Source organism: Cyanobium usitatum str. Tous (assembly GCF_003011885.1).
Taxonomy (GTDB): domain Bacteria; phylum Cyanobacteriota; class Cyanobacteriia; order PCC-6307; family Cyanobiaceae; genus Cyanobium_A; species Cyanobium_A usitatum.
Genome location: NZ_PXXO01000005.1, coordinates 23,253 through 46,407 on the forward strand (window position 1 = coordinate 23,253; position 23,155 = coordinate 46,407).

Annotated in this window: 23 protein-coding genes; 8 read left to right on the plus strand and 15 right to left on the minus strand. The window is 63.1% G+C overall.

Annotated elements, in window-relative coordinates:
• Window positions 1-489 (plus strand): L,D-transpeptidase, encoded by a 489-nt coding sequence (locus C7K55_RS05485; protein ID WP_106502424.1) that lies wholly within the window; start codon window positions 1-3, stop codon window positions 487-489.
• A gap of 279 nt (window positions 490-768) precedes the next feature.
• Here C7K55_RS05485 and C7K55_RS05490 read toward each other — a convergent pair whose 3' ends face one another.
• The 4 genes from C7K55_RS05490 to rpoD are packed head-to-tail and all read right to left on the minus strand — an operon-like array spanning window position 769 to window position 5,494.
• Window positions 769-2,787 carry a chloride channel protein gene (locus C7K55_RS05490; protein ID WP_106502425.1) on the minus strand — a complete coding sequence of 673 codons (2,019 nt, stop codon included), beginning with the start codon at window positions 2,785-2,787 and terminating at the stop codon, window positions 769-771.
• The gene (gene hemC, locus C7K55_RS05495) at window positions 2,762-3,712 is read right to left on the minus strand and encodes a hydroxymethylbilane synthase (protein ID WP_106502426.1); all 951 of its coding nucleotides are present in this window, start codon (window positions 3,710-3,712) and stop codon (window positions 2,762-2,764) included. Before hemC ends, C7K55_RS05490 begins: the two co-directional genes overlap by 26 nt.
• A gap of 25 nt (window positions 3,713-3,737) precedes the next feature.
• Complete coding sequence (locus tag C7K55_RS05500; protein ID WP_106502427.1) at window positions 3,738-4,136, minus strand: DUF1824 family protein; 399 nt, start codon at window positions 4,134-4,136, stop codon at window positions 3,738-3,740.
• The gene (gene rpoD, locus C7K55_RS05505) at window positions 4,133-5,494 is read right to left on the minus strand and encodes an RNA polymerase sigma factor RpoD (RefSeq protein WP_106502428.1); all 1,362 of its coding nucleotides are present in this window, start codon (window positions 5,492-5,494) and stop codon (window positions 4,133-4,135) included. Before rpoD ends, C7K55_RS05500 begins: the two co-directional genes overlap by 4 nt.
• 423 nt (window positions 5,495-5,917) lie before the next feature.
• On the opposite strand from rpoD, the gene priA reads away from it, so the two are divergent.
• On the plus strand, window positions 5,918-8,149 hold the full coding sequence (gene priA / locus C7K55_RS05510) for a replication restart helicase PriA (RefSeq protein ID WP_241518202.1): 2,232 nt from the start codon (window positions 5,918-5,920) through the stop codon (window positions 8,147-8,149).
• Window positions 8,150-8,158: 9 nt separating this feature from the next.
• Here priA and C7K55_RS05515 read toward each other — a convergent pair whose 3' ends face one another.
• From C7K55_RS05515 to C7K55_RS05525, 3 genes are read right to left on the minus strand one after another with little or no spacing between them, the layout of a single operon-like run.
• On the minus strand, window positions 8,159-9,277 hold the full coding sequence (locus tag C7K55_RS05515) for a DUF3153 domain-containing protein (RefSeq protein ID WP_106502429.1): 1,119 nt from the start codon (window positions 9,275-9,277) through the stop codon (window positions 8,159-8,161).
• Window positions 9,270-10,148 (minus strand): acetylglutamate kinase, encoded by an 879-nt coding sequence (gene argB, locus C7K55_RS05520; protein ID WP_106502550.1) that lies wholly within the window; start codon window positions 10,146-10,148, stop codon window positions 9,270-9,272. Before argB ends, C7K55_RS05515 begins: the two co-directional genes overlap by 8 nt.
• Before the next feature lie 41 nt (window positions 10,149-10,189).
• Entirely contained in the window at window positions 10,190-10,738 is a 549-nt protein-coding gene (locus tag C7K55_RS05525) for a DUF2854 domain-containing protein (RefSeq protein WP_106502551.1), read from the minus strand.
• A 22-nt stretch (window positions 10,739-10,760) separates the two neighbouring features.
• Here C7K55_RS05525 and C7K55_RS05530 point away from each other — a divergent pair, with 22 nt between their 5' ends.
• On the plus strand, window positions 10,761-10,964 hold the full coding sequence (locus tag C7K55_RS05530) for a hypothetical protein (protein WP_106502430.1): 204 nt from the start codon (window positions 10,761-10,763) through the stop codon (window positions 10,962-10,964).
• A gap of 23 nt (window positions 10,965-10,987) precedes the next feature.
• On the opposite strand, the gene C7K55_RS05535 is transcribed toward C7K55_RS05530, so the two are convergent.
• A complete protein-coding gene (locus C7K55_RS05535) occupies window positions 10,988-11,476 on the minus strand; it encodes a single-stranded DNA-binding protein (protein WP_106502431.1) in 489 nt (162 codons plus the stop codon).
• Between the two features lie 16 nt (window positions 11,477-11,492).
• Here C7K55_RS05535 and C7K55_RS05540 point away from each other — a divergent pair, with 16 nt between their 5' ends.
• The gene (locus tag C7K55_RS05540; protein WP_127431986.1) at window positions 11,493-12,299 is read left to right on the plus strand and encodes a precorrin-6A/cobalt-precorrin-6A reductase; all 807 of its coding nucleotides are present in this window, start codon (window positions 11,493-11,495) and stop codon (window positions 12,297-12,299) included.
• A gap of 3 nt (window positions 12,300-12,302) precedes the next feature.
• Here C7K55_RS05540 and C7K55_RS05545 read toward each other — a convergent pair whose 3' ends face one another.
• The 4 genes from C7K55_RS05545 to C7K55_RS05560 form a co-directional block, all read right to left on the minus strand.
• A complete protein-coding gene (locus C7K55_RS05545; RefSeq protein ID WP_106502433.1) occupies window positions 12,303-13,301 on the minus strand; it encodes an adenosine kinase in 999 nt (332 codons plus the stop codon).
• Complete coding sequence (locus C7K55_RS05550) at window positions 13,301-14,620, minus strand: adenylosuccinate synthase (RefSeq protein WP_193486180.1); 1,320 nt, start codon at window positions 14,618-14,620, stop codon at window positions 13,301-13,303. The genes C7K55_RS05545 and C7K55_RS05550 overlap by 1 nt, the downstream gene beginning before the upstream one ends.
• Window positions 14,621-14,708: 88 nt before the next feature.
• Window positions 14,709-15,143: a photosystem II protein Psb27 gene (psb27, locus tag C7K55_RS05555; RefSeq protein ID WP_106502435.1), complete on the minus strand. Its 435-nt coding sequence runs from the start codon at window positions 15,141-15,143 to the stop codon at window positions 14,709-14,711.
• 47 nt (window positions 15,144-15,190) lie between these two features.
• Window positions 15,191-17,017 carry a proline--tRNA ligase gene (locus C7K55_RS05560; protein ID WP_106502436.1) on the minus strand — a complete coding sequence of 609 codons (1,827 nt, stop codon included), beginning with the start codon at window positions 17,015-17,017 and terminating at the stop codon, window positions 15,191-15,193.
• 140 nt (window positions 17,018-17,157) lie between these two features.
• Between C7K55_RS05560 and C7K55_RS05565 the strand changes: the two genes are divergently transcribed.
• Window positions 17,158-17,646, plus strand: a complete 489-nt coding sequence (locus C7K55_RS05565; protein WP_241518203.1) for a hypothetical protein — start codon at window positions 17,158-17,160, stop codon at window positions 17,644-17,646.
• 396 nt (window positions 17,647-18,042) lie between these two features.
• Here the strand turns inward: C7K55_RS05565 and C7K55_RS05570 are convergent, their stop codons facing one another.
• Window positions 18,043-18,741, minus strand: coding sequence for a class I SAM-dependent methyltransferase (locus C7K55_RS05570; RefSeq protein WP_241518204.1), 699 nt, complete (start codon window positions 18,739-18,741; stop codon window positions 18,043-18,045).
• Window positions 18,742-18,823: 82 nt separating this feature from the next.
• Here C7K55_RS05570 and C7K55_RS05575 point away from each other — a divergent pair, with 82 nt between their 5' ends.
• Together C7K55_RS05575 and C7K55_RS05580 are read left to right on the plus strand one after the other, a co-directional pair.
• Window positions 18,824-19,186 carry a 2Fe-2S iron-sulfur cluster-binding protein gene (locus C7K55_RS05575; RefSeq protein ID WP_106502554.1) on the plus strand — a complete coding sequence of 121 codons (363 nt, stop codon included), beginning with the start codon at window positions 18,824-18,826 and terminating at the stop codon, window positions 19,184-19,186.
• Window positions 19,187-19,215: 29 nt separating this feature from the next.
• On the plus strand, window positions 19,216-19,560 hold the full coding sequence (locus C7K55_RS05580) for a Spx/MgsR family RNA polymerase-binding regulatory protein (protein WP_106502437.1): 345 nt from the start codon (window positions 19,216-19,218) through the stop codon (window positions 19,558-19,560).
• On the opposite strand, the gene C7K55_RS05585 is transcribed toward C7K55_RS05580, so the two are convergent.
• A complete protein-coding gene (locus C7K55_RS05585; protein WP_241518205.1) occupies window positions 19,526-21,067 on the minus strand; it encodes a hypothetical protein in 1,542 nt (513 codons plus the stop codon). The genes C7K55_RS05580 and C7K55_RS05585 overlap by 35 nt on opposite strands.
• Window positions 21,068-21,144: 77 nt before the next feature.
• Here C7K55_RS05585 and lepB point away from each other — a divergent pair, with 77 nt between their 5' ends.
• Window positions 21,145-21,912: a signal peptidase I gene (lepB, locus tag C7K55_RS05590; protein ID WP_396094824.1), complete on the plus strand. Its 768-nt coding sequence runs from the start codon at window positions 21,145-21,147 to the stop codon at window positions 21,910-21,912.
• On the opposite strand, the gene C7K55_RS05595 is transcribed toward lepB, so the two are convergent.
• Window positions 21,875-23,152 carry an amidohydrolase family protein gene (locus C7K55_RS05595; protein ID WP_106502440.1) on the minus strand — a complete coding sequence of 426 codons (1,278 nt, stop codon included), beginning with the start codon at window positions 23,150-23,152 and terminating at the stop codon, window positions 21,875-21,877. The two genes, lepB and C7K55_RS05595, sit on opposite strands and share 38 nt — an antisense overlap.
• Between the last annotated feature and the right edge of the window lie 3 nt (window positions 23,153-23,155).

The following is a 23,155-nucleotide window of genomic DNA, read 5'->3' on the forward strand; positions in this document are numbered from 1 at the left end:
ATGGCTGACTACCTCAAACCGCTCTGGATTGCCGCAGCAGCCCTAGCGATGGCTCCGGCTTGGACCCCTGTCCAGGCCCAGAGCAACAGCCGGGAAATTGTGCTTCAGCTTGACAAGCGCACGATCAGCCTGCGTGAAGGCGGCAAGGTGCTGGGCAGTTGGCCAGTGGCGATTGGCGATCCCAGCACCCCCACACCAGTAGGGCGCTTCTCCGTGCAAAACAAGGTTGTTAATCCCAAATACCAGAGCACCAAAAGCGGCAAGATCAACGCCACCGTCGGACCAAATGGCCCCTTAGGCGATCGCTGGCTTGGATTCCAGAAAAGCGGACCCAACCAGTACGGCATCCATGGCACGCCAAATGCTTGGTCCTGGACGGTGACATCACGCGCAGCCGTGACCAATGGCTGCGTGCGCATGCTCCACGAGCATGTGCGCTCCTTATTTGATCAGGTGGAAGTTGGTACGCCAGTAATCGTGCAGCGCTGAAGCCAGCCGATTGTCGGAAAATATTCTGGAGATAACCCCAGCTGCAGCTGAAAGCTGGGGTTATCGACGTACCTTATAAGGCCAAAACAAGGCACGAGGCCTTTCGACTGCGTCTATGTCTGCGGTTCCCCACTCCAATCATTCCTGCGAACCCCAAGTGAGCACCACCTTGAAGTGGGCCAGTGACGGCGAGCTTTCAGCCCTTGATTTAGAGCGGATACTGGCGAGGTTAAGTGCGGTTGATCCAGCAGCCCAGGAGCTCTTTAGCCAGCTGCAGACTCAATCCTGAGCCCCATCCCCAGCGGGTGTGAGCTGGCGCGCTAGGGCCCGGGCCATGCCATCGCGGCTGGCCAAGCCACGTAGAGAAGCAACCGGTAAACCGGGATTGGGAAGGCCATGGGGCAGGGCTGCCGCCGCCGCAGCCGGCACATCAAAAACCGGCAATTGGCGCAAGCCATTTGGCCTGAGCTGGTCTTCCAGCTGAGCAAGCTGGGCAGACATCGGCAGCCACACCAAGTCACTGCGGCGACAGGAGAGCAAGGTGGGCACAGGTAAAGAGCCGTCGTCATTGAACTCCCGCTCGGCACTCAGGGCCCGCTGCAGATCAGCCAGGGTGACCAGCCCCACCACCCAAGCCCCATCAGCCACCACCAGACAGTGGCCGTGGGCCTCCACCAGCTGAATCAAGGCCTTTTGGGCTGGTAACTCAGCTGCCAGCACCAGGGGGGCCTCGGGCTCGAAAGCCTCAGCCACCTGCAGGGCGGCCAACTGGCGGCGGCGATGCTCCTCTTGGGGGTCAGGCCCAAGTAAGCCCGGATCAGCCAGGCCCTGCCAGCGCTCCACCAAGGCAGCACTGAGGCCGGCGGCGGCCATTAGCGGCAGCACAATTCGAATATCGCGGGTGAGCTCAAACAGCAGCAAAAGGGCCGTAAGAGGAGCCCTGGCACTACCGGCCAGCACAGCGGCCATGCCCACCATGGCGTAAGCGGGTGGCTCAGCCACCGGCAGGTGCAGGCCACTATCACCAAGCAGCTGGCCGTAGCAGTTGCCGAGCACCGCTCCTAGGAACAGGGATGGGGCAAAACCACCGCCAACAAAGCCGGTGGCATTGCTAATACCAGTTGCTAAAAGCTTGACGCCCAGCAATACCAGCAAGGTGAGCAGGGGCACGCCACCCTCGCTGCCAAGCAGGGCCTCAATCGTGTCGTAACCGACACCCAGCACCTGGGGAAAACCCAGAGCCATCACACCCACAGAGGCACCCCCTAGGGCGGTGGGCAGGCCTGGCGGCAGCTGGCCCAGCCAGGCCTGAAGCCGCTCGCTGCGGCCTGCAGCCAGCAGGCTCACCAAGGCCCAAGACATCAAGCTTGCCACCAGGCCTAAGCCCAGATAAAGGGGCAACTCCAGCGGTGAGCGCACCTCATAAGCAGGCAAGCGCAAAATCGGTGTGTCCCCGAGCAGCAATTGGGTGACCAGCGAGGAAGCCACCGCCGCCACCAGCACCGCCCGCAAGCTGGGCCGGCCCTGAACGGCACTGAAGCTTCCTTCAAAAGCAAAAAACACCCCGGCGATGGGTGCCTTGAACCCCGCCGCCAGACCTGCGGCCACTCCCGCGGCCACCAGGGCTTTCTGACTCTGGGGAGAGAGCCCGCCGCGCAGGGCCACCCAAAGACCGATATTGCCGCCACTCTCAACGCTGGGCCCCTCCGGGCCGAGGGAGGCACCACTGCCCAGGCTGAGGGATGCACCCAGCAGGCGCAGAAAGGGCAAGCTGGGCCGAGCGCTAACGGCGCCATCGGCCATCGCCATCAGGCTGGGGAGGCCAGGGCCCAGGTCACCGCCATAGCGGCGCAAAAGACCAACGGCCCAGCCCCCCAGGGTGGGCACCACAACCACCGGCCAGAGACTGATCCAATCGGGCAGTGAGGAAACCGGCAGGGGCAACGGCTCAGGAACGGCCGGGGGCGGTGGCAGGAAGCCAAGCCCGCCGAGACCCACCTGGAGCAGGGCCCGCAGCGGTGTGCCCGTATCAGGAGCCGCCGCCAGCGGCAATTCGGTTGCTAACTCCGGCGGCTGGCTACGACCAACCGTTAGGAGCCCCTCCACAAAAGGTCCAAACAGCCCGTTATTAATGAAGCCCAGCAATTCGTGGAAGGCCACCACTGCTAGTCCCGTGAGCACCCCAATCAGGGCAGCCCATGCCAGCAGATTCCATTGATAGGGAAGGGCGCGTGCCTCGGCTTCAACGGGGCTAGCGGCCGCTGGCGCTGGTTCAGGCTTCGGGCCGGACAGTTGCAAAAATCTCCTCCAGGATCTCGCCGGCGCCCTGGGCCTTCAAAGCATGGGCAAGGGCGATCCCAATGGCCTCAGGGTCGGCCTGGGGACCGCAAGCCTCATCGCGAATCAGGCGCAGGCCGTCGATGCTTGCAACCATTCCCGTTAATACAAGCGTATCCCCGTCGAAGCGGCTGTTAACGCCGATGGGCACCTGACAGCCCCCCTCCAGCTCACGCAAAAAGGCTCGCTCAGCCAGGCAGCGACGGGCGGTGGGCTGGTGCTCCAACACCTTGATCTGCTCGAGCACGGCGGCATCGCCCTCTCGACACTCAATACCCAAGGCACCCTGGCCAACGGCGTGGAGGGAAATGGAGGGGTCGATCAGCTCGTGGATGCGATCCCCCAAACCAAGCCGTCCCAAACCAGCGGCCGCCAGGATCAGGCAGTCGTACTCACCAGCATCAAGTTTCTCCAAGCGGGTGATTACGTTGCCGCGCACATCCTTGAAGCTGAGGTGCGGGAAGTGGTGGCGTAGCTGGGCTAGGCGGCGCAGGGAACTGGTGCCCACCACGGCGCCTGCGGGCAGGGTTGCCAGGCTCTTATCGCGGTGTTGTTCATGCACCACCAAGGCATCCGCGGGATCTTCCCGCTCGGTAATGCAGCCAAGCATCAGCCCCTCGGGCAGGTTGGTTGGCAGATCCTTGAGGCTATGGACGGCGATATCAGCCTGTCCAACAAGCATCTGAGCCTCTAACTCCTTGGTAAAAAGGCCTTTGTCGCCGATCTTGGCGAGGGCCACATCGAGAATCTTGTCCCCCTGGGTGGCCATCGCTTCGATCGAGATCTCCAGGCCGTTGTGGGCCTGGATCAGTTCATCGCGCACCCAATTGGTTTGCACCATGGCCAGCTGGCTGCGGCGGGAGGCAATGCGCAGGGGGTTGGCCATCAGGGGCAGATAACAGCCACTCAGATTAAGGGCCGAAGAAATCAAGGGGCAATGGACCCCAGGTGTCTTCCGCAGCCGTATCTGCTGAACAGTGACCGCTGATCAATAGTCCCTCTCCTAGACCGGTTTCAGCGCGCACCTGAAAGCGACCGCTGTTCTGGTTGGCCTTGAGGAAGACCGGACCCTCGATCGAATCGAGGGCTACACCGGCGGGATCTAGCTGCAATTGCGACCAGCCCAGAGCCGTCTCAACCTGACGCAGACAGGTCACCGCAGCCGCTGCAGAAGCTGCCATCACTCCCGCCGTGAACCAGTCGCAGCGAGCCAGCAACGGCTCAAGCTCTGCCCGCAGCTCCGAGAGCGCTGCGGGGTCGAGCGACGGAGCAGTGCGCAGCCCCCGCAGGGATGCCAGGCCCTGACTCACTTGATGTACTCCTTGAGCACGCCGTTGCGGTTGGGGTGGCGCAGCTTGCGCAGGGCCTTGGCTTCAATTTGACGAATGCGCTCCCTGGTTACATCAAAGATCTGGCCGATCTCTTCAAGGGTCTTCATGCGGCCGTCATCTAGGCCGTAGCGCAGACGCAGCACGTCACGCTCCCTGGGGCTGAGGGTGGCCAGCACGCCCTCGAGGTCCTCTCGCAGCAGGTTCTTGGCCACATCCTGCTCAGGGTTTTCAATATCGGCCTCGATGAAGTCACCGAGCCGGGAATCCTCCTCTTTGCCGATCGGCGTCTCCAGGGAGATGGGCAGCTGGGCGCTTTTGGCGATGAAACGCAGCTTCTCGATGGTCATTTCCATCGATTCGGCAATTTCCTCTTCGGTGGGCTTGCGGCCGAATTCCTGGGAGAGGGTCTTAGTGGTCTTCTTGATCCGGGAAATGGTTTCGTATAGGTGCACCGGAAGGCGGATAGTGCGTGACTGATCAGCGATAGCGCGGGTGATCGCCTGACGAATCCACCAGGTGGCGTAGGTGGAAAATTTATATCCCTTTTCGTGGTCGAATTTCTCGGCAGCCCGGATTAAGCCGAGGGAACCCTCCTGAATCAGGTCCTGGAAGCTCAGGCCCCGGTTCATGTATTTCTTTGCGATCGAAACCACCAGGCGCAGGTTTGACTGAACCATCTTTTCCTTGGCTCGGCGGCCAAGCATCAGGCGCCGGCGGAACTTGATGGAGGGCATCTCCACCAATGCCGCCCATTCCTTGTTGTCGGGCTGGCGGCCGTGATCGGCCTCAAACTGAGCGGCGATCTCCTCGAGCTGGAGTAGATCGGCGATCTTGCGGGCTAGCTCGATCTCCTCGTCGGGCCGGAGCAGGCGGATACGGCCGATCTCCTGGAGGTAAACCCGAATGGAGTCTTCGGTGTAGACACCTTTAGGCCCCACCTTGATGCTGGCGAGGGCCTTGGCAGCCTTCTCGTCCTTCTCGGCAGAGCTGCCGGATGGGCCTAGATCATCGGCATCGTCTAGATCAGCGGTATCGACGGGAGCCTCAGTCTTAGCCTTGGCGGCTGGGGGTTTAGGCGCTGAGGATTTGCTTGCGGCCGGCTTTGCCTTGGTAGCAGCAGTTCCTTTAGAAGCAGCCGGGGCTTTGGTGGCAGTCTTTGCTTTGGGAGCAGCCGTTCCCTTGGAAGCAGCCGGGGCTTTGGCAGCGGCTTTAGCTTTTGGCGCAGCCTTTGACTTAGGTGCAGCCTTCTTGGGCGTTACTTGCACCTCTTCACCGGCCGCCGTGGCCACCATCAAGATTTCAGGAGTTGCTTTCGGCTGGGCAGCAGCAGGGCTCATAGGTAACGAAAACGAAACAACAAAACAAACGGGCGGAAACGCATCGCCTGAAATCGGGTCTAGAGATTTTCTGCCTGCAATCGGCAGAAAATTGTTTCAGCTACGCCGGGATTAGCCGTAGGGGCTGGTGCAAGACCACGAAAACGGGAACGAAACCTCTGAACGGTGGTAGTAGGCAAAGAAAAGTCGAGCGACCCGGCAAAAAGCAAGGGGTCGGTGGCCGAAGCCTGGACGGGTTGGCCGAGGCCTGGATGAGTGGCCGAGGCCTGGACAGGGCTGACAGGGGTGGTCGCAGACCGGGAGGCCGAATGGTGGGAGGCTGGCTCCCGGGGTCTCACTTCAGGTCTTCCCGCTGGACGGAAATCTGCTTGGTTCCGACGGCAGTCCTTGAACTGCCCAACATTCACATCCTAAGAATGGGTTGTGACCTTTGCAAGCTTGTCGATCCCCTGGCTGCAGATCTGGCTCGAAGCCGGGAGGGAAGGCCAGGTATTCACCTACGCCAACTCGCCAGAAACCCCAGCCGGGATTGGGGATTTGGTGCGGGTGAAGCTGCAGGGCCGCCCGCACACCGGCTTGGTTGTGGGCTGGCTTGATCAATTACCCGCCAGTCTCAGCAGCAAGCGAATCCAGCCAATCCTGGAGATTTGGCAGCGGGCTGCCGTAGATCCCGATTGGCAAAACTTAATGACAAGTGTGGCGGCGGAGTGCCACACGAGCCTCTTCAAAACTCTGAAAAGTGCCCTGCCACCGGGCTGGCTTGGCCAGCGCAACCAGGGGCCAAGCAGGCCAAGCCGTGCAATCTGGCTGGTGGAGCGCTCCGATGCAGCACTCCTCAGCCAGCCCCTCACCGAGCGGCAGCAGCAACTGCTTGAGCACCTTGGGCGCCATAGCGGGCCAGTGCCCCTGCGGGATCTTTGTGGTGAGGCTGGCTTCAGTCGCGCCGTCCTCAAGGGACTGGAGGCTCGGGGCCTGGTGCAGCGCCTTCAGGCTCCCCCCGAGGGCAGTGGAGCTGGCCTGGCACCGGCCCACTGGCCTGCCCTGACGGAAGCCCAGGCATCTGCAGTCCAGGCCATTTCCGGTGCCCCAGCGGGCGCGGAATTTTTGCTCTGGGGTGTTACCGGCGCCGGCAAAACTGAGGTGTATCTGCGGGCGGCCGCTCAAGCTCTGGAGCTGGGGCAGGGCACCCTCTTACTCACCCCGGAGATTGGCCTAATTCCCCAGTTGCTCGACCGGGCACGGGAACGCTTCGGCTGCCGGGTGGTCGAGTTCCACAGCGGCCTTTCCGATGGAGCCCGGGTGGCGGCCTGGCGTCGCTGCCTAGAACCAGAAGCGGTGGTGGTGGTGGGTACCCGCTCAGCGATCTTTCTGCCCATGCCCAGGCTGGGCCTGATCGTGCTCGATGAGGAACACGACAGCTCCTACAAGCAGGACAGCCCGATGCCCTGCTACCACGCCCGCGACGTAGCCCGCCTACGGGCCCGGCACAGCGGGGCGCGGCTGGTGCTCGGCAGCGCCACCCCCTCCCTCGAGAGTTGGCTGAGCTGTCAATCCCCCCAACCAGCCAGCCGCCTCCTACGACTGCCGGAGCGGATTGGTTCGCGGCCCCTGCCTGCCGTACGGGTGATCGACATGCGCCACGAGCTCGCCGATGGCCACCGTCGCCTGATCAGCCGGGCCCTGATGGGGCGCTTAGAGCAGCTGCAGGAGAAGGGCGAACAGGCAGTGGTGCTGGTGCCCCGACGGGGCTACCGAGCATTCCTGAGCTGTCGCAGCTGCGGCGAAGCGGTGCTCTGCCCCCACTGCGATGTATCCCTAACCGTGCACCGCTCCAAAGGGGGCCAGGAATGGCTGCGCTGCCACTGGTGCGACCACCGCGCCGAGATGGGCAATCGCTGCGGCCACTGTGGCTCCACGGCCTTCAAGCCCTTTGGCGCGGGCACCCAGCGGGTGATGGAGCAGCTGGCATCCGAGCTTGAAGGGTTGCGCCTGCTGCGCTTTGACCGTGACACCACCAGGGGCCGCGACGGCCACCGCCGCCTGCTCGATCGCTTTGCCCAAGGGGAAGCCGACGTATTGGTAGGCACCCAGATGCTGGCCAAAGGCATGGACCTACCCCGGGTGACCCTGGCGGCGGTTTTGGCGGCAGACGGGCTTTTGCATCGCCCCGATCTGCGCTCCTCCGAGCAGTGCCTGCAATTGCTGTTGCAACTAGCGGGCCGGGCGGGCCGCGGCGAAAAACCAGGCGAGGTGCTGGTGCAGACCTACAGCCCCGACCACCCGGTGATTCGCCACCTGGTGGATGGGCGCTACGAGCTGTTTTTGGCCGAGGAGAGCCAGTTGCGCCGCCAGGGTGGCCTGGTGCCCTTCAGCCGGGCCTGCCTCCTGCGTCTGAGCGGACCAAGCGCCAGCGGCACGGCAACCGCCGCCGCCGCCTTGGCGGAGAGAATTCGCAGCCAAGTGGCGGCAGCCGGCTGGCTGTTGATTGGTCCCGCCCCGGCCCCGGTAGCCCGGGTAGCGGGCAAGAGTCGCTGGCAGCTGTTGCTGCATGGTCCCGCCGCCCAGCCCCTGCCCTTGCCGACTGAAAGCCTGCTGCGGGAGGGGCTGCCTGCGGGGGTGGGTCTGGCGATCGACCCCGACCCCCTCTGCCTTTGAGCACAGCTCTCAAGCCGGTAGTTCCGGCAGGCCGAAGCCCAGCAGACGCCGCAGGCGCTCCAGGGCCAGCACCAGCACTAGGGCAAGGGCAATCAGGGCGCCGCCAATACCAAGACCACTCCAGCGCCAGCAGCTGAGCTGCAGGGTGTTGCTGGCGCCGAAGCGCAGGGGCCAGTGCAGGGCAGCTCGTCCAGAAATCGCCGCAGCGGGCTCGGGACTGGCTAGGCGGACAGCGGCAGGGGTCACAGGGGCCAGGTCGATGGCGGCGCTGAAACCTGGCAGAGCGGTGAGCCCACGCAGGTCCACTGTCAGTTCAACGCTTTGGCGCACCCCCAGCAGCCAATTGCGCTCCCGCAGCTGGAAGTGGGGCGGCTGCAGGGCCACACCGGCCAGATCCGCTGCCGCGCTGAGGTTTGCCGCCAGCAGGGCAAGGGCCTCGGGCGCTGGTAGCACCGGGCTCTCCAGTCGCTGGTGAAAGCCGTCAGCGCCAGCAGATGGCTTGGGCTGCTTGACAGGGTGAAATCCCTGGGTCAGCAGGGCGCGGCCAAACTGACGGGCCCAGGGCTCGGATTGGCTGCCGGGGCTCGATAGGCCATGGGCGATCTGCAGCCGGCCCGGCCCCTTGAAGGTCAACTCGCTGCGCACCTCGGTGCAGCCGCCGAGCAGCAGCGTCAGCAGCAACAGCAAAACCGCCAGCACAGCGAAGCCCACTGGAGCTCTGGTTGGCCCTACCGGTGGCGGCGGCGGCGGTGGCGGTTTGTTGGAGCGGCGGCCGCGGGCAAGCTGCTGCATCTGGCCGCCCATGGCCTCGGCTGTGCCCAGATCGGGCAGGGTGATCGACCAATCGCGGGGGCGCTCGAGGGCCGGTGCCTCCAGCACGGTGAGTAGGTCTATGGCTTGAGCCCGCAGGCTGGCATCACGGCAGCGCTTGATCAGCCGGCAACACAGGATCGCCCGGCCGTTGTCGCCCCGCCCCATCCAGGCGGTGGCGAGCAGCAGCTGAATCTCAGCTCCGGTGGCGGTAGCAGCAGGATGCTCTCTGGTGAGGGGATCCAACAGGCGTACAACCTGGCCGTAATCGCCCCGCTCGAGGGCTGCACGGGCTGCAGCCAGCAGGTCTTCAGCCATGGCCGCCGCGCTGGCTGCCCACCACCATGGTGCCAATCCCCGAATCGGTGAATACCTCCAGCAACAGGGCGTGGGGCACCCGGCCATCAACGATGTGGGCCGCCGCCACTCCCTGGGCCAGGGCCCGGATGCAGCATTCGGTCTTTGGGGTCATGCCGCCTGCCACCACACCGTCATGGATTAATTGGCGTGCGTCCGCCAGGGTCAGCTGACGAATTAGGGAGTCAGGATCGTGGCGATCCTTCAAAATCCCTGCCGTGTCGGTCAGCAGGATCAGTTTCTCGGCCTGTAAAGCCGCGGCCAGTTCACCGGCCACGGTATCGGCATTGATGTTGTGGGCCTGGCCCTCAGCGTCGGCTGCCACGCTCGAGATCACCGGGATGTAGCCGGCATCGAGCAGGGGAAAAAGCACTGCCGGATCTACTGCCGCCACCTCTCCCACCAGCCCATTAACCCCATCGGCGTAGGTGCGGGCCCGCACCAAGGAGCCATCACTGCCGCAAAGTCCCACGGCCCGGCCACCCACCTGATTGAGGCCGTTAACGATGTTTTTGTTGACCCGGCCCACCAGCACCATCTCCACCACGTCCATGGTTTCCGGAGTGGTGACCCGCAAACCGTCACGGAATTCCGGCTCGATTTGGAGGCGATTCAGCCAGTCATTGATCTCCGGACCGCCGCCATGAACCACCACTGGCTGCACCCCCACCGAGGCCAGCAACACCACATCGCGGTAGACAGCGTCGCGAAGCTCGGCTTGCACCATCGCTGCGCCGCCGTACTTGACCACCACCCTGCGGCCCGCAAAGCGTTGGATGTACGGAAGGGCCTCACTTAGGACCGACACCCTCAGGGTGTCCTGGCTGGTGATCAAGGTTTCGCTTGTCGATGGGGCAGATGGGTTAAGCGGTCTTAGCTAGGGCTGGGCTCGGGCACTAGAGCGAGGCTGAATTCATCGCGGCGCTCTGGCTTGATGTCGGCACTCAAACCGGGGCCAAAGAAGCGGCCAAGCCGATCAGCGCGGGCCTGCCAGCGATCTAGGGGCACCCCTTCGCAGCGAAAGCGCAGGCGCAAGCCATAGCGGCCATCGCAGTCGAGCTCCTCAACACTCAGCAGCTGGGGCGGAGCGTCCTCGTCCCAGAGCTTGAGCACCTCCAGGGAGCTCTCCAGATGGGCTTTCTGGCCGTAGCGCCAGCGATCTACATCGGCCAGCAGCTTGCGCAGGGACTCGCTTTCCGGCAGGTCCCGCAATTGCTTGAAACGGGAGGCCGGCGTTAGTCGCTTAGGTGGAGGCAGCTCAGAGGATTTCAAGGCCAACCCACCCAACAGGATCGGAATGCCGTAGAAAATCGTGGGCAGGCTGAGATTGGGGATATCGGTGGCGTAGGCGATCGTGCCGATCACCGTGAGCACAGCCCCCGCGATGGTCACGAGGCTGCCTGGTGAGAGAAGTGCTTGCATACAGCCATCTTCCTTTATGCCCATGGCGGATGCGACCACCAGCTGGCCCAGCGAAACCGGCACCGCCGAACTGATCAGCAACCTCAAGAGCGACCGGCTTTGGTTATTGCGCCAAATTGATGCGGGTCGTTGGCCCCAATGGCGCCTGGATCTAGCAGCCTTGGAGCGGGAGCTGGGCCAGCTGCTCGATCAGTTGAGCGACTCCGATTCCAGCGCCGACGCCTAGCTCTAAACGGGATCAATCCCGCATCAAAAAGGGATGTCGTCGTCGTCAGGGAGATCAGGCACCAGCGGGGAGGTATTCCAGGTTGGGGGCTGGGCACCTGCCGGCGCGGCTGGAGCCGGGTTGGAAGGGGGAGCCGCTGCTGGGGCACGGCGCTGGGGCGCAGGCGCAGTAGCGGCAGCTGGATTGACAGCAGGACTGCTGGTGGCGCCAGGACCCATGCCGTGCAGCCGGGCCAGGGTGAATTCAGCGCGCTTTTCCTTGACGCCGTCCTGACGGGTGACGGTATTCATGCGCAGCCTGCCCTCGAGCATCAGCCGCTGGCCAACCTGCACCCGGTTCTGGAGCTCTTGGGCCAAATTGCCCCAGCCGACCACCTTCAATTGACCCGGGGGATCATCAGGACGCAGGCCATCTATCTGGACCGCCATCTCCGCCACCGGCGTCTGATTGTCCTGGGTGTATCGCACCTGGGGCGCTTCCAGCACCTCAACCTCGAGCAGACAGTGATTCACTCCCCGGCAACCATTGGTGGCCCCCATCCTGATGCACGGACCTGAGATTCAGCAGACCTCGCCCCGTCTGTGGCTGATCGGCGGCACCGGTGAAGGCCCCGTAGTGGCGGAGCGGCTGCTGCAGCGCGGTTGGCACCTAACCGTGAGCGTTGTTGGTGCAACAGCGGCCCTGGCCTATCGCCCCCATCCGGGGCTAACCCTGCGCGTCGGCGCGATCGATGGCGAGCAGGGGGTATGGGCAGAACTGGCCGCCGCCGAATCGGTGGGTTGGCCCTATGCGGTGGTGGTGGATGCCAGCCATCCCTTCGCCTGTCTGGTGAGTCTCCAGCTGGCCGCCGTGTGCAAGCAGCGCCGCCAACGGCTGATACGGCTGCTGCGCCCCACCCTGCCTGGAGCGGCAACGATCCTGCCGAGCCTGGAGACGCTGCGTAGTCGCTCGCTGCAGGGCCACCGCCTCCTATTGGCAATAGGTGCCCGCCAACTAAAACAGGCGCTGGCCTGCAGCCCCGGCGCCCGTCACTTCGCCAGGCTGCTGCCCAGCCCAAGGGCCTTACAGCTGGCCATGGCGGCTGGCTTGGCGGCCGATCAGGTCGCCTGCCTCCGCCCAGGCTCGGAGCTGGAGGTAGAGCGATCCCTGATTCGTCGCTGGCGCATCACCACGGTGTTGGCCCGCCAGTCGGGCGGAGCTACCGAACAGCTCTGGAGGCAGCTCTGCGCAGGCCCCGGCCCCGAATTGTTGCTGATCGGCAGGCCAGCAGAGCCAGCCGGAGTAAAAGGCTTAAGCCAAACTTGCCTATTGGAGGCACTGGTGCTGCCGCAGTGAGGCTCAGCCCAGGTGCTGGGCTACTAGCTGCTTGAGCGAGCCCTGGGGACGGGGCCCCAGCTGGGTCACGACCTGACCAGCGCAGAGGGAACCCAGCCGTCCACATTCGTCGACGGACTGGCCCTGGGTGTAGGCGTGCAGGAAGCCAGCGGCGTAGAGATCACCTGCCCCTGTGGTGTCCAGCAAGGGACCGAGCTGGAAGGGGGCGACGCTGTGGGTGCCGGCGCCATTGAGGACTACCGATCCCTGCTCGCTGCGGGTGAGGGCAGCCAGCTTGCAGCGGCCCCGCACCTGGTCGGCAGCCTCTTCAAAACTATTGGCCTTGTAGAGGGCCGTGATCTCCATTTCGTTGGCAAACAGGATGTCGACGTGGCCGTCCACTAGCTCCTGGAAGCTTTCGCGGTGACGCTCGACGCAAAAAGCATCCGACAGGCTCAAAGCCACCTCGCCCCCATGGGCGCGGGCCACCTCGGCCGCAGTGATGAAAGCCGCCTTGGCCTCGTCGCTGTCCCAGAGGTAACCCTCTAGGTAGAGCACCTTGGCTTGGGCAACCATGTCAAGGTCGAGGTCGGCTGGATCCAGCCCCACCGAAGCGCCCAAGTATGTGCACATGGTGCGCTGGGCATCCGGAGTCACCAGGATCAGGCAACGGGCCGTGGAGGGCCCCTCCGTGGCCGCAGGGGTGTCAAAGCGAGCTCCAACCGAACGGATGTCGTGGGTAAAAATCCCCCCGAGCTGATCGTTGCGCACCCGACCGATAAAGCCCGCCCGGCCACCCAGTTGGGCAACCCCGGCCAGGGTGTTGGCAGCGGAGCCGCCAGAGGTTTCAAGGCCCGGTCCAACGCTGGCGTAGAGGCGCTCGGCTTGGGCTTCGTCCACCAGGGCCATGGTGCCCTTGGTGAGTTCGAAGTTGTCGATCAGGTCGTCGTTGGCTTGCACCAACACGTCAACGATGGCGTTGCCAATGCCGACGACGTCGTAGCTCTTGTCCATGGGATCCATCAGGTGCTCAGCAGGGCCCGCTTGGGACCGTGAATGGGGTCTTCCACAACGATCGTCTGATCGCGGTTAGCGCCAAGGGAAACGATGGCGATCGGCACCTCCATTAGATCGGCAAGAAAGCGCAAATAGCTCATCGCCGTTGGAGGTAATTCCTCGAGGCTGCGGCAATCTGCAGTAGAGGTTTGCCAACCCGGCAAGGTTTCAAAGATCGGCTGGCAGCGGGCGAAATCCTCCGAACTGCTGGGGAAATATTCGATCCGCTCGCCGTCGAGTTCGTAGGCAACACATACCTGGATTTCATCGAGCTCATCAAGCACATCGAGCTTGGTGATGGCCAGACAATCGAGGCCGTTCACCTCCACCGCATAGCGACCGATCACCCCGTCAAACCAACCGCAACGGCGGCGGCGGCCCGTGGTGGTTCCAAACTCACCGCCCCGATCACATAGGTGATCGTTGAGGCTGCCCTGGAGCTCGGTGGGGAAGGGACCCTCTCCTACCCGGGTCGTGTACGCCTTGGCTACCCCGATCACCCGATCGATCAAGGTGGGGCCCACCCCTGCTCCGATGCAGGCACCGCCACTTACTGGGTTTGAGGAGGTGACATAGGGATAGGTGCCGTGGTCAAGATCCAGCAGGGTGCCCTGGGCTCCCTCAAACAGGATGTTTTGGCGGGCCCGCGCAGCGCTGTGGATAGTGCGGGTGCAATCGACCACATGGGGCGCTAGCCGCTTGCCGTAGCCGACGTATTCGGCCACAACCGTCTCGAAATCCAACGGCTCAAGGCCGTACAGCTTTTCGAGGATTTCATTCTTTTCGGCAAGGGGGCCCGCGAGGCGATCCCGCAACCGATCCCCGTCAAGAATGTCCAGGATTCGGATGCCATTGCGCTCCGATTTATCTGCGTAGGTGGGACCGATGCCCCGGCCAGTGGTGCCGATGCGGCGATCGCCGCGGCGCTGTTCCATCGCCTGATCCAAAAGGCGGTGGTAAGGCATGGTGACGTGGGCCGTAGAAGCCAGCTTCAAGCCACTGATGTCGATGCTGTAGGTGGCGAGCATGTCGAGCTCCCCCAGCATCACCTTGGGGTCGACCACCGTGCCGGAGCCGATCAAGCAAATCGTGTCTGGGTAAAGGATCCCGGAGGGGATCAGGTGCAGTTTCAGCACCTTGTCGTCCACGACGATGGTGTGGCCGGCGTTCACCCCGCCTTGATACCGCACCACAACGTCGGCTGAGCGGCTGAGAAGATCCGTGATCTTGCCCTTCCCCTCGTCACCCCACTGCGCACCGATGACGACAACGTTGGCCAAGGACACAGCGGCCCGGAGCCGCTTCTGAGCACAATCCGAGAGCTTCTCAGATCGTGGGGTCCTTCGTCAAAGATGGTTGGATTGGATCAGGGCCTTAGGCGCCGCGAGTCGCGTTGGTTTCAGCCTTCTTGAGTTCCTTGGCGATCCGCTCCTTAAGCGCCTCCGGCAGCGGGCGATTGGGATAATTGGTGTAGTGGCCAGCCATGGAGTTGATCGCCGTCTGCATGGTGGTGAAAGAGCCCAAGCCGTTCACCGAGCTGCGGGGGCGGTAGCGGGCCACGTAGCCATTGCTCAGGCTGCGAGCTTCGATCTCGGCCTCAGCGCGGGCAGGATCGTCGGCCCCTAAGGCGATGGTGCTCAGCAGGCTGTCGGCCACCGCCACAGTGTCCTCGATGTAGTTACCAGAAAGACCAGTATTTGCAGAGCTACAGGCAGTTAGAGCAAGGCTGAGGCAGAGCACTAGGGCTACGGCCAAGCGTGAAAAAAGCTGCTTCAGCCGCTGGCGGAAGGAGGGAAGCACAGCGGCCATGGGAGAAATGCGAATCCCCCCATCCTAGAAGCCGCCTCAGGGGGCCTTTACGCAGGCAGGCCCAAGCGCTGGCTTGCCAAGCAGGGCAGCAGGGTCTCAAGCAGCTCAATGGCCGGCAGATCGCGCTTGCTGCAGCTGGAGCGCTCCACCAACTCCACCAGACCATCGGCCGCTCCGCGACCAACCACTACCCGCCAGGGAATACCAATCAGATCGGCATCCTTAAACTTCACTCCAGCCCGCTCACTGCGGTCATCCAGCAATACATCTACACCTGCTTCCTGGAGACGCAGATAGAGCTGCTCAGCCAAGCCGCTCTGCTCGGCTTCGGCCCAATTGGCCGCCACCACGATCACTTCGAAGGGCGCAATCGATACGGGCCAGCAGATGCCATTGCCATCGTGATGTTGCTCAACAGCCGCCTGGGCCAACCGGGAGACACCGATGCCGTAACAGCCCATCCACAGGGCTTCTTCCGAGCCAGCCTCATTGGTGAAACGGGCCTCAAGGGCCTCTGAATACTTGCGGCCCAGCTGGAAAATGTGTCCCACCTCAATGCCCCGACTGGCCTGGAGCTGCTGGGAGGGGTCGTGTTGGCAGCGATCACCTGGTTGGGCGGCCCGCAGATCAAGGCTCTCAGGGCAGGGGCAGAGGGAGCCCCAAGCCGCGCCTACTAGGTGGTTATCGGTGCTGTTGGCACCACACACAAAGGAACTGAGCTCAGCAGCTGTTCTGTCAGCTAGTCGCAAGAAGTGCTTGGTCCAGTGACCGGAATTGCTCAGCAGCCCATCGGCTAAGTGGGGACCCATAAAGCCAAAGGGCAAGGGCAGCAGCCCTTCGCTGGCCGCGGCCTCCTTAGTAATTGGGGCAATGTCTAGTAGCGCCCCATGCTCCGCTGAGCAGCGGGCCGTTACTGCATTGGCCAGCTTGACTTCGTTGAGTTGTTGATCGCCCCGCAGGCTCACCAGCAGGGGCTGGGCGCTTTGATCTTCAAAACGGGCTAGCAACATCAACACCTTTACGGTCTGACAGGGCTCAATGCCATGGCCGGCGCAGAGATCTTCAATGCTGCTTTGTCCAGGGGTGGCAAAAGGTTCACCCTCACCGCCAGCCCGCGGTCCACTCGGTAGGGAAATTGGGTCAGCGGCTAACGAAACAGCCCGCTCCTGGTTGGCGGCATAGGTCCCATCGGAACTAGCCAAAATCAAATCCTCACCGGCCTCAGCCGTAACCATGAATTCCTGGCTGGCCGAGCCACCAATCGCACCGCTGTCTGCCTCCACCGCGACAGCTCGCAGACCACAACGGGCAAAGATGCGTCTGTAGGCGCCATCCATAGCGGCGTAGGTTTGCCGCAAGGACTCCTCATTTGCATGGAAGGAGTAAGCATCTTTCATGATGAATTCGCGACCGCGCATTAAGCCGAAGCGGGGACGAATTTCATCGCGAAATTTGCTCTGTATCTGGTATAAATTGACGGGCAACTGCCTATAAGAACGCAACAGATCGGTGGCCAGATATGTGATCACCTCCTCATGGGTAGGCCCCAGCCCCAACTCACGCCCCTGGCGATCCTCCAGGTGGAACATGATGCCCTCCCCTGCGGTGTAGCCGGCCCAACGGCCGCTTCGCTGCCACAACTCCGCCGGCTGAAGTTGGGGCAACAGGGTTTCAAGGGCTCCGGTGCCGTCCATCTCCTCACGAACCACCCTGGAAACCTTCTGGAGCACCCGCCACATCAAGGGGAGGTAGGCGTAGATGCCCGAAGCAACCCGGCGGATGTAGCCGGCGCGAAGCAGCAGCTTGTGAGAGGGAATCTCAGCCTCCGACGGATCGTCGCGGAGCGTCACCAGCATCAGGCGGGAGACGCGCATGGCAGGAGCTTTCGATGAGGGCGGAACCTATCACCGACGCCCAGCCAGGGGAGCCTGTATGGGGGTGACCACCGCTGGTGATTACGTGCAAAACCCCTGCTATGGTCTCGATCTGATCCCGTTAGTCCAAAAGCCGTCTCATGCCACCCCAGCCCAGTTCTGCAAATGGATTGGGGGCGATCGGGCTACCTGCTGGGCTTGTTGTCCAGGCCGAACCCGCAGATGCTGGATCCGCCGAGATCGCTGAAGGCCTAATCGGTATTGATGAGGTCCAAAGGGCTCTCAACCGTTCTCGGGCGTCTGTATACCGCTATACAAATACTGATCCCCGCAATCTCAATCCGCCTTTCAACCCACGCAAGTTGAATCCGGAATACCGCAGCGATCAAAAGGATCCGCTGATGTTCCACCCCAACGAGGTGGCCCGTTTTGCCCGCGACGTGCTGCGGATCAAGGAAGTAACGGTTGAGGTACTCAACTCACCGTCTACTGCCACCCAACAATTGTTGGGTTCGATCCTCGAAGAGCTGCGATCCATCCGATTGCGCCTAGACCATCTCGATGGTCGCCCTACAGACCTGAGTGCGCGCCGTGATCAACACGATCAAGGCTCTCGCCCTGCAGCCTAAAAGGGCCTTACTAGTTAGCCGGTCTTGCAAGTTGCACGGTTCAGTCTTGCAAGTTGCACGAGTCAATAGTTGTTCAATCCCCAATTTCTGAGCCACAGTGCCAGAATTGACGAAGTCCCTTTGATTTTCTGAGTGGAATCGGTGCCTTATGCGCCTTTTCCCATTGCTATGGATTCAGTTCCCCGAGATTCCCAACCCTCTTCCATCCCCCACCTAGCCGAAGCGACCGCGCCAGAACGCGATCTTGATGAGCAGGGTGAAGATCCATTCAGTACGGGCCCCCAAGCCCTTTCAGGCCTGCTGGGAAGCCTGATCGCCCTGGCAACGGCGGTAGTGCCGCTATCCATGGTTGTAGCTGGACGACCCTTCAGCTATTCGGCCCCGAGCTTCGAGAGCTCAGGGGCGGCGCTGCAGCAGAAAGCCCTCATAGCCGAGAGCCTGAAAAATCCTGGCCGGATCTCCAAAGCCAGCCGCGTTGACGAGAGCCGTTAGCCGCGCTTCCCCAATCGGATGGAGGCCTTGGGTAAGAGGAGCGAGATCGTGAGGATCAGCGTTGAGGCCACTAGCCCGTTGGAAACCCATCCAGGCTGCCTCCACCTGGCTTTGCAGGGTTGATCGCTCCGGCGCCATCAAATCAACCAGCACGAGTTGGCCACCATGCTCAAGGCTGCGGGCAAGGGCCGTAAGGAATGCAAGCTTGCTGCCATCGTCTGGCAAGGACTGCAAAACCAGCACGGAAAGGGCGCCAGCAAAACATCCGTCGGCGTTGAGGTCCTCGACCGTGGTTTGACGCCAGCTGATCGACTCGACACCCAGTCGCTGTTGGGAAGCGGCGAGCATCTCAGCGGAGGGATCGATTGCGGTGAGCTGCCAGTCCGGGCGCTGGGCCCTTGCCTCCACCAGCTCTGCTCCGGTGCCGCAGCCCGCCACCAACACAGCTGCGCCAGAGCTGCTAGCTCGAGGCGAGGCAGCCAGCAAAGCAACCGCCAGGCGAGCCAGGCTGGCGTATCCCGGAATCAGCTGCTGGACGATTAGGTCGTAACCAAGAGGCAGGTCATAACCAAGAGGCAGGTCATAACCGAGGGGCGTTGACACAGCTCGCTCGCGAAGGTTCCGATGCTAGGCATTGGGACGGGCGTGACCTAAGTTGGGCGGCGCCCATTCCCCCAGCCCGACCGTGCCCACCATCCGTTTTGAACAGGAAGGCCAGACGGTCGGTTGCATCGAAGGTGCCAATCTCCGCAAGGCCGCCCTGGATGCGGGCATCAACCCTTACAAAGGGCTCAACAACGTCAACAACTGCGGTGGCATAGGCCAGTGCGGCACCTGCGTTATGGAGGTGATCGAGGGCATGCAAAACCTTTCCCCCCGCAGCGATGTCGAGGAGGTTTACCTCTCTGATCGCCCAGCCAATTTCCGCCTCAGCTGCCGCACCAGCGTCAACGGCGACGTCACCGTGCGCACCAAACCGACCAACGCCGTTGGCCAGGGTTCAAACAGCCTGGTGGGCGCCCTGAAGTCCCTAATCGGCATCAAATAAGCGGCCGCTACCCCAATCCGTAGCTCCGGATGAAGCTCTATAGCTATCCCCGTTGCAATACCTGCCGCAAGGCAATCGTCTGGCTGACAGCCCGTCATCTGGCTGCCGAAACGCTGGACATAACCGAGCAGCCGCCCAGCATCGCCGAACTCGAGCAGGCCTTGGCCCAGCTTGGAAGGCAGCGCCTGTTCAACACCAGCGGGCAGAGCTATCGGGCCTTGGGGGCCGCTGCGGTGCAGGCCATGGACGATCAGGCGGCGCTAGCAGCGCTGGCCGCTGACGGCAAATTGATCAAGCGGCCTTTTCTGATCGCAAACGACGGGCGCATCCTCACCGGCTTCAAGGAGCCGGAGTGGCTGGATCTTCTGGGCTAGCTGGGCCAGGGGCGGTCATCAACTGGTCGAGCTCCTGGATCAGTGCTTCAATTCCGGCCCTGTTGATCTGGCTCAGATAGGTGCCCTTGGCGCCGTCTATCAAGGTGCACAGCAGCTCCTGGGAGCGCTCCAGGGCCGAGCCGCTCTCGAGTGCCGCGGCCAGCTCCTCCCAGAACCGGTCGATGAACCGCTGCAATAAATCGAGCTGCACGTCATCGCGGCGGGAAAGCTGGTTGCCAGTGCTGCGGGAAAGCTCAAGGAGGCTGTCGACCATGCCGCTCGCTAGTTGGCGACTGATGCCGGTCTCGACCTGGAGCAGCGGCTGCAACTGGCGCAGCGGTGCTGGCACCACGGTGCGCTCCAGACTTTGACGCAGGCTGTATCCCAGCAAACCTTGCAGCTCCGGTGCGAGCTTCGGTGCCACCCGGCTCAGCAGCAGCGGCGCCCAGATCCTCACCAGCTCCACCAGCGCCCGCTCGTCGCTGCTGCTGGCCACGCTCTGATGGCTGCGCAGGGCTCGCAGCCGCTGGGGCCAGCGCCGCGAGCGAATCAAGCCCTGGGTGCCATCGAGGATCTGCAGCGACAGCACTTCAAACAGCTCCACCGCCAGCAGCGCCACCACCCCCCGGCTCACCACGGCCCGCAGGGGCTCAAAATTGACCAAGCCCGAGGTCTGCAGGCGCTCAAGCACCGGTACCAGCCGCAGCCAGCGCCAGAAGGGCAGCAGGAGGGGCAGGTCGCTCCAACGGCGCAACAGGGCATCACCCCAGCTGAGGCCCGGCAGCCGGCGCCGCAGCCGGATCAGCCTCAACAGGATGTCTAAAACAAAGACGCTCTGAAACAGCAGCAGGTCGATGCGCCAGAAGTGGTCCGTGGGTCGGCCGTTTTCATCGATAGATCGCCAGTAGTTGGTGGCCACCAGCGGCAGCACCTGGTCGTTCCAGAAGCGCCGCTCCTGGCTCCAGCCGCTGGTTCGTATCCGCTCTGGACTCAGCAACAGGCTGGAGGCCAGTCGAGCGGAATCCCGGTCTGCCCGCTGCCGCAAGCGATTTTTGATTTTCTCCAGGGTTCCCGAGGCCTCAGACGCCAGAAATGGATTGCTATCGATCAGCTGGGCCGTGAGTTGGGCCTGACGGTTCAGCAGGAGCACCTGGCGGGGCTGCGGCGCCTGGCCGGCAGGCAGGGTCAGCAGGGCCGCATCGAGTTGGCGAAATTGCTCCAGGTAGGCCTGGGTCTCCCGGTGGGGCTCAATGCCCTTGATCGGATCCACCAGGGGGGTGACATCCGGGATCACGGTGAGGGGCACCACTAGGGGCACCGAGGGGATCGGGTAGAGGTTGCGCTGCAGCCAGAAGGTGCGCAGCGGCACGTACGTGATGTCAAACGCCACCCACAGCAGGTTGACGCTGGCCCACACCGCCACAAAGCGGTCCCAACCCAGCATCCAGCGGCCTACAGGCTCAGCCGATGCCGACTTGGTGCGATCTTGCCAGCGAGGGGACGCCATGGGCTTTGGCGGGGTGGTTGTTGTGCCTAATCTGCCCTGTCTGGTTCGGTGAACCTGAACAAAGGAGATCTGCTGTCTTGAGCCCTTCCAACAATCCAGAGAGTGGTCAGGTTGTCAATCAGGAGGGCGGCAGTCCCAGCCCCTCCCTGATCCAGCCCGAACAGGCTCCCCAAGAGAGCCCCTGGGCCTTCTGGCGCAGCGTCTTGATCACCCTGGCTGTGGCTCTAGGTATTCGCCAGTTTCTGGTGGAAGCTCGCTACATCCCCTCGGGTTCGATGCTGCCAGGGCTGCAGCTTCAGGACCGCCTACTGGTGGAAAAGCTGAGCTATCTCAAGCGCTCGCCGCGGCGCGGCGAGATTGTCGTATTCCATTCACCTCACCGCTTTGACCCGGTGCTGGCAGCTGGATCAAGCTCCAATCCCCTGCGTTGCCTGCTGGTGAATCTGCCGCTCCTGGGCAGCTTGCCCGGCGTTGCCAACCCTGCCTGCGATGCCTACATCAAGAGGGTTGTAGCCCTGCCCGGTGAGAGGGTTGTGGTGGATCCAAGGGGACACGTATTCATCGATGGCCAGCGGCTGGCCGAGCCCTACGTCCAAGGCGATTGCCCCGTAGATAGCCAGGGCATGGGTCCTTGCCGAACCTTGAATGCCGTCGTTCCAGCTGGCCACGTGCTCACCCTGGGCGACAATCGGGCTAATAGCTGGGATGGCCGCTTTTGGCCTGGGGGAGCGTTCCTGCCCGAAAGCGAAATCATCGGTCGGGCCTTCTGGCGCTTTTACCCCTTCAACCAAACCGGTGCCCTTGGAGTTACAAGCTCCAGTGATCTGCCGGCTGCAGGCCGGTAGCCCGCACGGCCCCGCATACCGACTGGCCCAAGCGAGGCTGGTTGGCCGCCATCGACAAGGATTCACCCCGCTCCCAGCTCCAGGGATGCTGGGGGTCAAACAGCAGCCAGCGGCGAGTTCCCAGTCTTAATTGCTCGGGGGGCAGCCCCAGCAACTCGGAGCCCCCCCAGCTCAGGGCCTGCCAGAGCAGCTCCACGCTCCAGCCGCGCCTCTGCACCAGCTCTTGCCACAACAGCGGCAGCACAAGCCCATGGCGGGCGCCATGGCCGGCCACTCCGGCCCGCCGCTGATCAAGGGGGAGCAACTGCTCTTCCGCATCAAGCGGCAGATGGTGCACGGCCACGGCGGTAAGCAGCCGCTGCTCTAGGCCAGCAATTAAGCCCAGGCGATCAGCGGGAGTTCCCAAGCTGGGCCGCAGCCGCCACCCCTCCTCGGTGGGGTGGAGATTGCCGCTATCAGCAAGCAGGTGCCACCAGCTGACGCTGGCCAGGGGCCGCCTGGGGGCCTGGGCCAATAGATCCACCCCAGCGGCTGTGGATAGGTTCATCAGCCGCATAGCCACCGTCGAACGAACCTGAGCAAGGCTGAGCAGGCTCTGCAGCGGCAGGGTTTCGCTGAGCTCCGGATCAAGGGGCCAGCCCGCCCTCAGAGCATCAACCCCCTCGCGCATGAAGCCACCGCAGCTAAGGCCGGCATCGCGCGGGGCCACCAGCACGGGCCGGCTGCCCATCTCGCCTAGCAGCAGGCCCCGCTCCAGCAAAGCCAACGGTGGCTGCTGTTCAGCGCAGGCCAAACCAATGGCACCGGCAGCGATTTGATCGGCATGGGGGGCCAGCTCCTGATCGGCACCCTCCAGGCTGAAACTGCCCCACAGCAGTAATTGCATCGGCTCAGCCCACCCCAGGCCAAGCCGCTCCGGTCGATCGCGCCAGGGAGTAGCCCAGGGCAGCAGGGCCACGGTGCCGTAGCCGCCAGCAGCAGCGGCGGCCGCCAAGCTGGCCAGATCTTCCGCTCGCCCACCGCAAGGTTGCTCCAGCACGCTGTGGGGGTCAACCAGCACTGGCGCTAATAGCCAGGAACGGGCGTCGGTGGGGCTGAGGCCAAGGGCCTGGGCCCGCTGAGTAGCGCCTTCGCCCCAGAGGAGCAGCTCGCCACCGCTATCGATCAGGGCATCTGCGCTAGTGATCGGCTGACCAGGACCGGTGAGCAGCTGAACATGGTGAAGCCAGAGGGGGAGCATCAA